This is a genomic window from Ruegeria sp. CDSC081 (assembly GCF_059610485.1).
Window position 1 is genome coordinate 427,382 of the sequence record NZ_JBXWNS010000003.1, and the last position, 13,049, is coordinate 440,430.

The following is a 13,049-nucleotide window of genomic DNA, read 5'->3' on the forward strand; positions in this document are numbered from 1 at the left end:
TGGCTGGTGATGTTGCGGAATATCTCAATTCAACGGTCCCAAGTGTTTCGAGAACCGGTGGATGCATGCTGCGCCGAAATCAGTCGCTGGCAATGAGGGTTCTCGACTGCCGCCAAGCTCAATTCCCAAACGCGCTGCGGCCAGCATCTTTCCATAGGTCAGGAAATGTGGAATTCCCTGCATGATAAAGCAGAGAACCGGCAATAGATCGGCATATAGCTTATCGGCCCGCTCTTCGGTCCCAGCAGTGAATTCAGCGAAAATTTCGCTGGTCTTATCTACCGTATCAATCGCCGGGATCAGCCCACTGGCACCCGCGCGCAGGTTGTCAGGTAATTCCAGTCCGCAGCGGCCATTGAAAAGCATCACGCTATCCCCGAGCTCTGACGCAACAGACTCAAGATCGACGGCGTTGCATTCCAGTTTCGCGATGGTGAAATTTTTGTGGTCATTCGCAAGCGCGATCAAGCTCTGGTTGCTTAGTCCGAAGCCAAGGAACTCCGGCGCATTCTGGACCCCAATCGGGCAATCGACCGCCGAGATAATCTCGGAGAAGAAGCCCGCCAGCTTTGCATCGTCCATTTTCTGCGAGGGAGGCTGGAGCATCAGCGCCGACGCACCGCTTTGAATTGCTCGCTTCGAAAACTCAATCTGCTCGGTGATCGTATCGCCATAGACGGTCGCTAAGAGCGGCTTGCGTCCATCAATGCGCTTCGCGACGACTTCAAGGACCTCGACGCGCTCATCGAATGAGAGCTTCGAGACCTCCGTACCCAACCCCAGAATCGCAACTCCGGCAGCCTGGGTGCCCAAAGCCGCATCCACCTGACGCCGAAACGGATCCTGGCGCAATACACCGCGATCGTCAAAGAACGCATAGAGCATTGGATAAATGCCGGGCGATACGACCGCAGGTGAATTGTCTTGCAATGCTATCATGTTACCTCCAAACCATTCTTCTTGTCGTAGGCTTCTGCGGCCCGACCAACGGCGTCCTCGTTCAGGGTAAATCCAAGGCCAGGGGCGGACATGACCGGAATTTTCCCGGCATTTGGCGTCAGATCCGGGCTTTCGACGATGTCCTCTTGCAGGAGCTGCCACATGATCTGATTGCCATCATCCAAATTCGGAACACCCGACGCAGCTTGTATCGAGGCGCAGGTGGTAATTCCGGTCTCCCAAACACCGTGAATACACACGTTGATGTCGAATACCTGAGCTATCGCAGCGACGCGGCGGAACCCAAGAATACCTCCAGTTTCGTGCAGACCCACAGTCAGCAGGCTTGCCGCACCGCTGGAGCACATCGAGTGAGCCTCCTCTAGTGTGTACACGGACTGGTCGGCGGCAATTGGGACTGAGCAGGATTGTTTCAATGCCTTCAATGCCGGAACGCCGGCAATCGCCGACACCGGCTGTTCAACCATCTCGAGATCATACTTGGCGAGCTTATTGATCATCACCTGGGCCTCCATCAAGTCCCAGGCCTCATTCGGGTCGATCCGAAGTCGCTTGTTGCCAATTGCCTTTCTGACAGCTTCGACATTGGCCATATCTTTATCGTTGGTGTATCCGGCCTTGAGGTAAATCACTTCAAAGCCGTCCGACGCCAACTGACCGGCATGTGCTGCAACCTCTTCCGTACTGTCTCCCTGGACAAACCCCATGAAACTCACCGTGTCATGGATCTTCCCACCCAACAGGGCATGAACCGGCAGATCCAACGATTTGCCAAGTGCATCCCAAAGGGCCAATTCAACACCTGCAAACGCAAAATTGCCTATTCTTGGATGAGATTGGCTGGCATAGTGATGTCCAAAATTTTGCGTAAAGAGCTGTTTCATCAAATCGGTGATCTGAGTGATGGGCTGCCCTATCAGGACCGTTTTAGCGGTTAGTAAGAGCGCATGGATCGCCTCTGGGGACGTCATCGTCGGGGCGGTTTCGCCGTAGCCGACGACGCCCGCATCCGTTTCGACCTCAATCAGGATTGTTGTTTGACCAAGATTCTTGCCCATGGCCCAGACATAGGGCGTCTTGAACTTGGAAAAGAGCCGTGTGAGGCGAATATCTTTTATTTTCATGACCTTGTCTTCCATTAGGTTTATCTTCTGTCTAGTGTGATCGAGTTACTGCATAGCTGGATGCGTCCAAGGCTGTTGGCTTGCCCATGATGAGGTCAGCAAGCAACTCTGCCGACCCGGTGGCGAGGGTCCAACCCAGATGGCCGTGCCCGGTATTGACCCAAAGCCCCTTGCTGGATGCTTCGCCGATATAGGGCAAACCGTCAGCACTCATCGGGCGGAATCCAGTCCACGGCTCGCGCTTGCAGCCGTCAAGCGTCTGCGCAAGGTTGGGGTAAACGGATTTGGTCAGGCGATCGAGTTGCCGGATTATTTTGGGGCTTAGAGTGTCGTCATGCCCGGCGAACTCGGCAATTCCAACAGCGCGCAATTTGCCATTTATTGGAACAATCCCGACATGCATCCCTTCGTCGATAACGGGATACGAAGGCAGGTCGTTGACGCCGGTTGTATCGTATGTGACCGAGTACCCTTTCACGGGGCGCACCAAGATTGATCTTGCGTCGTTTGCAGCCAATTTTCTTGTATTGGCCCCAAGGGCCAGAATGGTATTCTTCGCCCGAATATCTCCGATTGTTGTACGCGCGCCGATGACCTTTTCGCCTGACATCAGCAGTTCATTGGCTTGGCAACTAACATGTATTATCTGACCGGAAGCGACGAGGTCATCGCGGAGGATTTGACAGAATTTTCGCGATTCCGCCACCACATCAGCGGAAAAACGAATTCCGCCTGCCAGCTGCGGGGCCAGCGCTTGAAGGTGCGGCTCAGCCTCAACAGTTTGATCAGGCGTTAGTGCCTCCCAATCTAGCCCAACCTCACTGAGGTGACGATTGGATCTGATCTGGGCTTCCAGACCTGGTTGGTCGCGGTAGATTTTGATGGTGCCACATTTTTTGGGTTCGAATTGGTCTGCGTATCCTTTGTAGTATTCCTCAAAGACATCCATGGAAAAGAGCGCCAGTTCGAGCAATCGGCGCGTATGGAGTTCGTGCAGATGCGGCTTTGAGTTCTTGAGAAATTGCAGGCCCCATTTGAACAGGGACGGGATAGCTTTCGGCTTGATCCGCACTGCGGAATTTTGTGTCACGATTGACCTCAAAAGCGTGGACAATATCCCTGGCGAATTCCATGGCATAGTTTGTGAAGGCACCAGCATCGCACCGTTTGCAAAGTTGGCACCAAGACCGACATCCTCGTTGGCCTCCACCAGCACGACCGAGCAGCCGCGTTTGGCCAATCGGTGGGCCGTTGTGATGCCAATCAGCCCACCGCCGATTATGAGCGCGTCCGCCATCACGACTTGTCCGTGATATGAGCGTGGGCAGCGAAATCAAAATTGGCTTTCGGAGCCAGAATTTCAGCCACGACAACCGTCGCCCGGTTTGAAGGAACAGAGTTTTGCATACCAACTTCTTTCTATTCTGGCTGGTGTTTTCGTGTTGCTAGGAGCCGAAGAACATGTTCGGCAACCAAAGAGCGATCCCAGGGATAAATGTGGTGATCAGCAAAGTTGGCAGCCAAGCAAACACGATGAAAATCAGTGTCGGCCAGATCAGTTGTCGGACCGGCACGTCTGTCACTTGCGATCCGAGATACAGAAGCGGTGCCGTTGGCGGCGTGATGTTGCCCATGCCAAGATTAACACCAAGAACTGCGGCAAAGTGGATTGGATCCATTCCAGCTCCAACAGCGATGGGTAGCAGAAGCGATGCGCTCAGGATGATTCCGCTGATATCGTCCATCAGCATACCAATCAGAAGCATGACCAGATTGAGCATCAGGAAAATCATTATTGGGTTATCTGAAATGGAATAGATCAGATCCTCGGCGAGACCGGGAATATCTTCGAAAATCAGGAAGCGGCTGGCGATTAAGACTGTGAAGATCATGACCATGACCACGCCGATCGTGATCGCCGAGTGTTTCATACTTTCATAGAAGGTTTTGAGTGTCAGGCCGCGGTAGACGAAGAAGCCCACCGGAATGGCATAAATTACGGCGACGCCAGCGGCTTCGGTGGGCGTCATGATGCCACCATAAATGCCGCCCAGAATGATCAGTGGCATCAGGATCGCCGGTGTTGCGATGGCTGTTTTACCAGCAAGTGCACGGAAGAAACGGTCCGGAACTTCGGTAACCTGAATTTCGGTATCCTTCCGAAGGATCACGAAATTCACGATGATCAACAGGGTCGTAAGGATCAGCCCTGGTACGACCGTTGCGAGGAAACATTCAAGAACGTTCAACTGACCGACCCAGGCATAGAGCAACTGCGCGCCGCTTGGCGGGATCAATAGGCCTAAGGGGCTTGCACAGATCACCAATGCGCCGGAAATGCCTGCGGGATACCGTGCCTTGCGCAGATGCGGCATGATGATCGAACCGATGCAAGTCAATGTGGCCGCACCACTGCCCGAGATTGCGCCGAACATCGCACTGGCCACGACCGAGGCAGCACTTAGCCCGCCGCGGAGATGGCCGAACATGAGCTCGGCAATCTCAACGATCGGTTTTGCAATTTTGCCCCGCTGCATAATATCGCCAGCCATGATGAAAAGAGGAATGGCCAGCAGGATAACTGAATTCATCTTCCAGTGGCCCGTCGCGAAGAACCCAGAGACATCGTACCCTCCGGTATAGGCCAGAAGGATCAGCACACCGCCAAAGGCCAATGGAACCGAGACGCCGATTGCCAGCAGAACGCAGATAAGGATTATGGCGATGAGGATTACCATGTCACAACCTCCTCCTCATCGGGCTCTGCCCGTCGCGCATTCTCCATGGCCTCGGCATATCGATCGGGGCCCACGCGCAGCATCAGGAAGATCGACAAGGCGCTGTAGAACGCCATGAACACGAACCCCACGAAAATTCCAAAGCGTGGAACAATAAACGGAATCTTCAGGGCGATGGTGGTTTTCCATCCAGGATATGCCGCGATCTCATCCGCAATCATCAGCCAGGCCCAGTAAACAAGTACCAGCGTTATCGACAACTCGATGATCTGGATCACGAGCTTGCGAAGCCACAGCAGTGTTGAATTTTCGGTGACTGTATCAAGAAGATCAGCATTGATCTGCTTGTCGTAGTAAGTGCCAAGCGCACTGCCCAAGAAGAAGATCCAGAAGCAGATCGGCATGAGCCATTCTTCGTAGGCAAAAAGATCGCGTTCCAGAACATAGCGAAACAGCACAACGAAAAAGAATGTGATCGGCAGTATCGGTAGAGCGACGCTCACCAGGACCGACTTGATCCAAACCATCAGCCGAACGAACCGGCTCAGACCGGGTGGCAATGCATCTTCAAATAGTACCATCGAAAGTTCACTCCCCGTTAAGAGGGGGATGCCAGACAATCACGGCATCCCCAATTAATGAGCAACCAAAGAAAATCTTGGTTACTTGGCGGTCAGCTCGTCGATAAGGTCCTGCCCAACCACGTCCGCCAGTTCCGGCCAGACGTTTTCCTGGATGTGGGCAACCATCGCAGCGCGCTCTTCAGGGCTGTACTCAAGAATTTCCCAGCCAGCTTCCTTCAGCTTTTCGACGAAGCCTTGATTGCGGTCCCAGGATGTGTTGATCGCAACGTTGGCGGCTCTCTCGGCGGCAGCCCGGATAACGTCGCGCTGTTCCTGGTTCAACTTCTCCCAGGACTTGCCACTGGCATAGAATGATGACGCTTCGATAGCCGTGTTCACGGGAATAAAGTATTTCCCCACGCCGGCGGCCGCGAAGGTCGAATAGGCCCATTCCGGCGTACAGCAGATCGCTCCGTCGATGACGCCAGATTGAAGCGCTGGCAGAACCTCCGCCCAGTTCATCGTTGTCGTCCGATACCCGAGGCTTTCGGTGGTCTTTTTGGCGACCTCTGAACTCCAGACGCGGATGTTCACGCCCTTATCACCGAAACCGGCATAATCGGTAGGTTTTTCGTTCGCGACAATACCGACCAACCCTTCGCCGGTATTGGCAAGATAGACCAGCCCCAGGTCGTCCATGATCCCGGCCAGGATCTGGTTAAACTTGGAGTCCGGGTTGCCGTAGACCGCTTTCAATTCGTCAAAAGTCGTCACCAACCCTGGCAGGTTCATGACTTCCAGCCGAGGATCGGCCTGAGCGTAGATGAACGCTTGTACAAGGTCGATATTGCCGCGAATGGCATCCTCGATCAGTTCTTCGCCGGATCCCAACTGTGAGGCCGGGAAATAGGAGATTTTCACGCCTACGTCTGCGTCTTCAATCTCTTTGATCATGTTTTCGACAATCTCATGGCCGAAGTGGTTGACTGGATAGGTCCCGGCCAATTTCAGCCTGACCGTGTCGGCGAGGGCTGTTGTTGCAAGTAGGCCTGACAACGCCAGACCCGAGATTATGCCGAATGCATATTTTCCGAGTTTCATAGTTTTCCTCCCGTTGAAACTGCGCTTGCGCTCCGGAATGCGTAAACTGCTTTCCGTCGGTGCCGCTTCAAGTTAATCGATTAACTTTTACAAATCAAATTAAATCGATTAACTCTGACTTCTCATGGGCAACTTGCCCGAAAGAACGTTGGAAATTACTACCCTAGGCAACCATAACCATAGGAAAAATAATAAGAATGCAGAAGCCGACCCTTAGTCAAATCGCAAAACAGTTAGGACTTTCCACTGCAACTGTTTCTTTGGCGATGAAGGAAAACAGCCGAATCTCGGACCAGACGCGCGCCAGGGTCAAAGAAGCGCTGCGCGAATCTGGCTATGTCTATCAGCGTTCCGCGGCAGGATTGAGGAAGTCAAAGACCGACACGGTGGGTATCGTGCTTAACAACGTGTCCGACCCGTCCTTCAGCGAGATTCTGGGAGCGATTGAAGGTGAACTTGCCAAAGTAGGAAAAACGGTCTTCCTGTGCAATACGGATGAAAAAGTGGAGAGACAATCCGAATTCATCAGGAAAATGTCTGAGTACAATGCAGATGGCATCGTCCTGGTTCCTGCGATTGGAACTCAGGCGACCGACCTGGAAGAGATGAAGAAATTCAGCCCCCCAATAGTGTGTGTCTCGCGAGAGATCAGTGGCTATCCCATCGATTCAGTCGTGGCTGATGAGACACTTGCGGGTTACACGGCGGCAAAACATCTGCTTAACCTTGGTCACAGACGCATTGCCGCTGTTGGCGGCACAGTCAATATTTCCCCATTTAACCGTCGCATGAAAGGCATCAGGCAAGCATTTGACGAAGCGGGTCAAGAGTTCGATCGTGCGCTTGTTTTCGAATGCCGCCCTGTTCGTGCTCAGGGATACGAAGCAGCGGCGAGAATTCTGGATGTCGAAGATCCGCCGACTGCTGCCATCGGATATAATGCTATCGTCACCCTTGGACTGAAAGCCGGTTTGCAGAGGTTGGGAAAAAAAATCGGAGAAGATTTCTCGTTGATCGCGAACGAGGGGATCGATGAGTTGCAACACACCAATCCGCCGCTGAGTACGACAAGCATTGATCTGCAAGAGATGGGGAGAGTTGTCATTCAACATCTGCTAAGCCGTATCTCGGATCCGACAGCGCCAACTAAACTCACTCTCGTCCCGACAGAATTGATCCTGACTGATAGCGTTAGCTCACATCGTTAAAGTATGTCGCGTTCTATCGTATTGATTTCGACCAAGTGCAGTATACGGTCTCGTTGGGTTGAGAAGAATGTGGGAGCGGCCTATGTCGCGAACGTGAAAATCACCGGCTCCTCCCGCAAGGCACCAATCCAAGAACTGTTCTCATCATGCCATAGTTGGCCGAGCGGGGCAGTTGCGGCCTATGTTTTTGGTTCAACGATGCAACCGCCCAGTCTTACTTCACTTGCCCCAGGACAGGACGAGCGGATCAATCGGCCGAAGAATATCCAAGAGCCCCGCAAGGGTCTCAGGATGCAACGGTGCAATCGGGTGGCGGCAGCAGTCGGAATTGATCACCCCCCCTCCATCATCGCGGCCTTTGAGGCGCGCCAAAGGCACTGGCGGTTTTCGAAGTTGATCACCGGCAGCACCTGACGGTAGACTTCGGATGCACCTTCGCGGTTGCCTTCGGCGTGCAAAGCCAGAATGGGCTTGATCTTGTCGGGAATTGTGGCAGAGGTCATGGTGCCAGTAGCTCCGGCATCCAAGTCGGCCATCAATGTGATACCTTCTTCACCGTCGAAGGGGCCTTGAATCGCGTCACCGCCTGCAGCAATAAGCTCGCGCAGCTTACCGGTTGCCGGAATGCACTCGATCTTAAAGAGCTTCACCATCTCGATTTCGCGGGCCATCCTGACCAGAAGCGGCACAGTCAGATCATTGCCGGCCATCGGCGCATCCTGCACCATGATCGGGATGCCCACCTCGCCGACCGCTTCAAACTGCTGAAAAATTTGCTCCGGCGTCCCCCGCAGCGTTGTCCCGTGATAGGGGGGCATCAGCATCACCATGCTGGCGCCAAGCGATTTCGCGAGACGCGCGCGCTCCACCGCAATCTGGGTTGCGAAGTGGCTGACAGTCACGATCACCGGCACCCGGTGCGCCACATGTTCCAGCGACAATCGAGTCAGCACTTCGCGCTCTTCATCAGACAGCACAAACTGCTCGGAGTAATTCGCAAGGATGCAGATGCCATCGACGCCCGCATCGATCATGAAGTCGAGCACGCGCTTCATACCCTCAAGGTCGAGTGTTCCATCGTCATGAAAAGGGGTCGGGGCAACCGGCCAGATGCCTTTGTACATTTTAGCCATAATATTATCCTTGGACGTTCATTTCAGATCTTGAGGCAGCAGTGCCTCTGGCATGTTTTGGAAGCATACAGGCCGAAGGAAACGTCGGATCGACAGAGTACCCACCGAGGTCGCACCAAAATTTGTCGAGGCCGGATAGGGGCCGCCATGGACCATCGTGTCAGATACTTCGACGCCGGTCGGAAAGCCGTTGACCAAAACTCGCCCCGCCTTGCGCTCAAGGATTGGCATCAAGGCCTGCGCCTGGGCAGTGTCGTCTTCACTCATATGGACGGTGCAGGTCAGCTGCCCTTTAAGTCCCTTCGCAACAGCAGTCATTTCGGCCGCATCTTCTGCTTCGACAACCAGGCCCAGCGGACCGAAGACTTCCTCGGCCAACGCATCATTTGCCAACCACTCACGCGCAGTGACGCGGAAAAGGTACGGCGTTGCATTGCGCAGGACGCAGGTGGTGGTGAGGATTCCCTGCACGCTGGAATTGGCGCGGATCCGGTCGCGCCCATCGCGATAGGCTGCGGCGATCCCGTCAGTCAGCATTGTCTGCGCGCCAACCTGCTCCAATGCCTTGGTAGCTGCCGCAACAAAACGTTCGGCATCTGCGCCCGACTGCACGACGGCAATCCCTGGATTGGTGCAGAACTGGCCGGCTCCCATAGTCAAGGAGCCGGACCAGCCCTCGCCCATTGCCTCAGCACGGGAGGAGAGAGATCGTGGCAGCAGGAACATCGGATTGACTGAGCCAAGTTCGCCAAAGAACGGGATAGGCTCTTCGCGGGATGCGCACAGATCGAACAGGGCCCGCCCGCCACCCAGCGAACCGGTAAAGCCAACCGCCCTAACCAATGGATGCTGAACCAGCGCAGCTCCTACGTTCCGCTTGCCTCCTTGGATCAGGTTGAACACGCCAGGGTGCAGATCCATCGCCTTCACGGCCTTGTCGATGGCTTGAGCCACCAGCTCCCCCGTTCCCGGGTGCGCTGAGTGGCCTTTGACCACTACAGGGCAGCCTGCGGCCAATGCTGCTGCGGTGTCACCCCCTGCGGTCGAGAAGGCCAGTGGAAAATTCGAAGCACCAAAGACCGCAACCGGGCCAATGGGCCGCTGAACCATATACAGCTCAGGCCGCGGCAGCGGCTGCCGGTCAGGCAAGGCGCTGTCATGGCGACGGTCCAGATAATCGCCTTTCAGGATATGCTCTGCGAACAAGCGCAGCTGGCCGACAGTCCGACCGCGCTCACCGGTCAAGCGAGCCTCGGGCAAACCTGTCTCCTGGCTTCCGATCTCAGTGATTTCATCTCCAAGGGCGTCAATTTCATCCGCAATCCGGTGCAGGAACGCCGCACGTTTTTCCACGCCAGAGTAGCCATAGGACCAGAAAGCCTCTTCAGCCGCCTCACAGGCACGTCCGACAAGATCCACCGTTCCGACAGCAAAGTTATGGGCGGAGCCGTGAGCAGGCTGTGATGAAAAAGTGCTGGCGCTGCCTAGCCATTCGCCGGCAATCAGATGTTTTCCGTTTAGCATGAGTGTCTCCGTTCAGAGCAGGCCACGGCGGGCCAAATTGCGCATCAGATGCGAGGCTGCGAAGTCCCAGGGCGGGCATTCGGTAGAAAGGCGCACGGTATTGACCAAAGCACCCAGATCAGAGTTTGAAATGGTCACGACGTCGCCCATTTTGTGCGTGAAACCACCCCCGGGGTGATCACGGTCCTGGGTTGGAGCGAAAAGGGTTCCCATCATCAGCATGAAACCATCGGGATACTGGTGGTGCGCACCATAAGCCTGCCCAACCAGGTCAAGCGGGTCGCGGCTGATCTCGGCCATTGTGCTGTGACCGTCCATCACAAAGCCATCCTCCCCGGTAACCCGCAAATCAAGTTCCGCTTTACGCACATCCGCGATCGAATAGGTTCCATCAAAGAGGCGAATGGCAGGTCCTACCGAGCTGGCAGCATTGTTGTCTTTTGCCTTTCCAAGCAGCAGCGCCGAGCGGCCTTCGACATCGCGAAGGTTCACGTCGTTGCCGAGCGTGGCACCCTTGACCTCACCCCGGCTGTTTATCGCCAGAACCACCTCCGGTTCCGGGTTATTCCAGCGCGACATTGGATGCAGGCCGACGCTTGCACCCCAGCCAACCGAAGACAGCGCTTGAGCCTTGGAGAAAACTTCTGCATCCGGGCCAATTCCGACTTCAAGGTATTGCGACCAGGCTTCCTCGGCGAGAAGCGCGTTCTTCAATTGAATTGCTTGGTCTGACCCGGGAACAATCCCGGTCAGGCTATCGCCTAAAATAGTCTCGCAGCGCCCGCGGATCACCTTGGCCTTGGTAGGATCACCGAGTGCCTGCTCTTCAATCACCCGCTCCAACATTGAGGATACAAAGGTCACGCCACATGCTTTAACTGGCTGCAGATCGCAGGGCGCCAGAAAATAGGGTAATTTAGGATCAGGCCGTTCGACGGAACTCTCCTCGAGCTCGCCCAGCGTGCAAACTGCTTCGCCTGAGGCAGACTTGATCCAGCCCGCCGGATCGTCCTGCTCAAGCAGGTCGCGTACTGTTGCCACTTCACGCGAGGTCACATCGACAATGCATCCGTCGCGCAAGTGGCAAACCGAAGGCCCTGAAACCGCTGGATTCCAGACCCGCAAAACAAAACAGCCCTGGTCAGGCAAACCGATATGCATATTCGTATCTCCAAGTGCTGTTACGCCAGTTTGACCGCTCAGAAGCGCCCGTAGGTCAGGTAGGCTTCTTTCGGATCCGTCCCGCTACGGATAGCCGAGCGGACCTTGTTCTCGGTGTTCATCACTTCCTCGACCTCAACCACGATCTCTTCTGCGATTTCACCTGGGATAAGGATGGCCCCATCAATGTCGGCAATCAGAAAATCCCCGGGCTTAACGACAACGTCACCGATCTGCACAGGGACTTCCATTTTGTCGACCGACCATGCGCCCACCACATCGCGGGCGGTGTAGAAGCGATGGAAAACGGGGAAACCGATGTTACGAATGAAATTGCTGTCCCGACACCCGCCATTGGTCACATATCCGCGCACACCGCGCATCTGGAGCGTCTCGGCAGACAGTTCCCCCATCATCGCGATGTCGTCAGTGTGGCCATTGCAAACTACGACATGGCCAGACGGCGCTGTTGAAAGGAAACCCGTCCAAGCCAGCAGAGCATCATCAGCACTAATCCCAGGTTTTGGTGTTCCTGAAATTGTGAAAACGGGACCAGCAAGAACATGAGTATCGTCAATCGGCCGGATGTCTTTGGGCAGAACAGTATTGTCTATCCCTCTCTCGCGCAGGGCGTCATAAACTGCACCGCTGTAGCATTTTGCAAGGCGTTCGGTGAGAGCGGCTTTTTTGTCATTATCTGTCATGGGTTTTCCTCCAAGTGACTTAATTTACAAGAGTTAGTAGGTGGCCCGGCCGCCAGACAGATCGAATACAGCTCCAGTGGTGAAGGAGTTTTCAGGTGAAACCGCCCAAACGATCATCTTCGCGGCCTCTTCGACTTCCAGGAACCGGCCACGAGGGATTTTGGAAAGCATATAGTCAATGTGCTCCTGGCTCATCTGGTCGAAAATCCGGGTCCGGGCCGCAGCCGGCGTCACGCAGTTTACTGCAATATCGTAGCCAGCCAGTTCCTTGCCCAAGGACTTAGTCAAGCCGATCACCGCGGCCTTGGAAGCCGAATAGGCGGAAGCATTAGGATTGCCGTCTTTGCCTGCGATGGACGCGACATTCAGGATGCGTCCATAGCCTTGCTCTCGCATTCCAGGAACGCAGACGCGGTTCACATAGAATGTGCCGTTCAGGTTAATGTCGATGATCTTGCGCCAAGCTTCGGGATCGTAGGTGTCCAGCGGTTCGTTGGGACCTGCGATCCCAGCACTGTTGATCAAAATCGAAGGAATTCCCGCTGCCTCGCAAGTACGCTTGTAGGCCGCTTCCACCGAAGACAGATCGGTGATATCGCAGTCCACCGCGAAAGCATTGCCGCCCAGAGCAGCCATTGCGTCCCCGTTGCTTGCATCAATGTCCCAGCTGACGACCTTCGCACCTTTTTCGATCAGAAGCCGAGCCGCAGCCAGGCCTATTCCCTGCGCACCGCCGGTTACGATTGCAACTTGGTTTTCCATCACTTTGTCCTCCTGATGAAAATCACGGCTACAGGCAGCCTTCATTCACTGGGCTTGCCTTTTGAGACCGA

11 protein-coding genes and 1 pseudogene are annotated in these 13,049 nt (G+C 54.8%); 1 reads left to right on the top strand and 11 read right to left on the bottom strand.

Annotation, left to right across the window (positions count from 1 at the left end):
- Positions 1-24: 24 nt before the first annotated feature.
- The 6 genes from AC2FH9_RS07550 to dctP all read right to left on the bottom strand — a co-directional run bounded on the left by AC2FH9_RS07550 (position 25) and on the right by dctP (position 6,486).
- Positions 25-885: a dihydrodipicolinate synthase family protein gene (locus AC2FH9_RS07550; protein WP_496701830.1), complete on the bottom strand. Its 861-nt coding sequence runs from the start codon at positions 883-885 to the stop codon at positions 25-27.
- A gap of 50 nt (positions 886-935) precedes the next feature.
- Positions 936-2,084 carry a mandelate racemase/muconate lactonizing enzyme family protein gene (locus AC2FH9_RS07555; protein ID WP_496677000.1) on the bottom strand — a complete coding sequence of 383 codons (1,149 nt, stop codon included), beginning with the start codon at positions 2,082-2,084 and terminating at the stop codon, positions 936-938.
- Between the two features lie 31 nt (positions 2,085-2,115).
- Positions 2,116-3,381 carry an FAD-dependent oxidoreductase gene (locus AC2FH9_RS07560; RefSeq protein WP_496676997.1) on the bottom strand — a complete coding sequence of 422 codons (1,266 nt, stop codon included), beginning with the start codon at positions 3,379-3,381 and terminating at the stop codon, positions 2,116-2,118.
- Positions 3,382-3,529: 148 nt separating this feature from the next.
- Complete coding sequence (locus AC2FH9_RS07565; RefSeq protein ID WP_496676995.1) at positions 3,530-4,822, bottom strand: TRAP transporter large permease; 1,293 nt, start codon at positions 4,820-4,822, stop codon at positions 3,530-3,532.
- A complete protein-coding gene (locus tag AC2FH9_RS07570) occupies positions 4,816-5,403 on the bottom strand; it encodes a TRAP transporter small permease (protein WP_496676992.1) in 588 nt (195 codons plus the stop codon). Before AC2FH9_RS07570 ends, AC2FH9_RS07565 begins: the two co-directional genes overlap by 7 nt.
- 81 nt (positions 5,404-5,484) lie before the next feature.
- The gene (gene dctP, locus AC2FH9_RS07575; RefSeq protein ID WP_496676989.1) at positions 5,485-6,486 is read right to left on the bottom strand and encodes a TRAP transporter substrate-binding protein DctP; all 1,002 of its coding nucleotides are present in this window, start codon (positions 6,484-6,486) and stop codon (positions 5,485-5,487) included.
- A 197-nt stretch (positions 6,487-6,683) separates the two neighbouring features.
- Here dctP and AC2FH9_RS07580 point away from each other — a divergent pair, with 197 nt between their 5' ends.
- Entirely contained in the window at positions 6,684-7,694 is a 1,011-nt protein-coding gene (locus AC2FH9_RS07580; RefSeq protein ID WP_106607283.1) for a LacI family DNA-binding transcriptional regulator, read from the top strand.
- A 219-nt stretch (positions 7,695-7,913) separates the two neighbouring features.
- On the opposite strand, the pseudogene AC2FH9_RS07585 reads toward AC2FH9_RS07580, so the two are convergent.
- The 5 genes and pseudogenes from AC2FH9_RS07585 to AC2FH9_RS07605 all read right to left on the bottom strand — a co-directional run bounded on the left by AC2FH9_RS07585 (position 7,914) and on the right by AC2FH9_RS07605 (position 12,978).
- A pseudogene (locus tag AC2FH9_RS07585) lies at positions 7,914-8,827 on the bottom strand (dihydrodipicolinate synthase family protein).
- 18 nt (positions 8,828-8,845) lie between these two features.
- Positions 8,846-10,351 (bottom strand): aldehyde dehydrogenase (NADP(+)), encoded by a 1,506-nt coding sequence (locus tag AC2FH9_RS07590; protein WP_142638776.1) that lies wholly within the window; start codon positions 10,349-10,351, stop codon positions 8,846-8,848.
- 12 nt (positions 10,352-10,363) lie between these two features.
- Positions 10,364-11,512, bottom strand: coding sequence for a fumarylacetoacetate hydrolase family protein (locus AC2FH9_RS07595; RefSeq protein WP_106607286.1), 1,149 nt, complete (start codon positions 11,510-11,512; stop codon positions 10,364-10,366).
- Positions 11,513-11,550: 38 nt separating this feature from the next.
- Positions 11,551-12,216, bottom strand: coding sequence for an RraA family protein (locus AC2FH9_RS07600; protein ID WP_106607287.1), 666 nt, complete (start codon positions 12,214-12,216; stop codon positions 11,551-11,553).
- 33 nt (positions 12,217-12,249) lie between these two features.
- The gene (locus AC2FH9_RS07605; protein ID WP_106607586.1) at positions 12,250-12,978 is read right to left on the bottom strand and encodes an SDR family NAD(P)-dependent oxidoreductase; all 729 of its coding nucleotides are present in this window, start codon (positions 12,976-12,978) and stop codon (positions 12,250-12,252) included.
- Between the last annotated feature and the right edge of the window lie 71 nt (positions 12,979-13,049).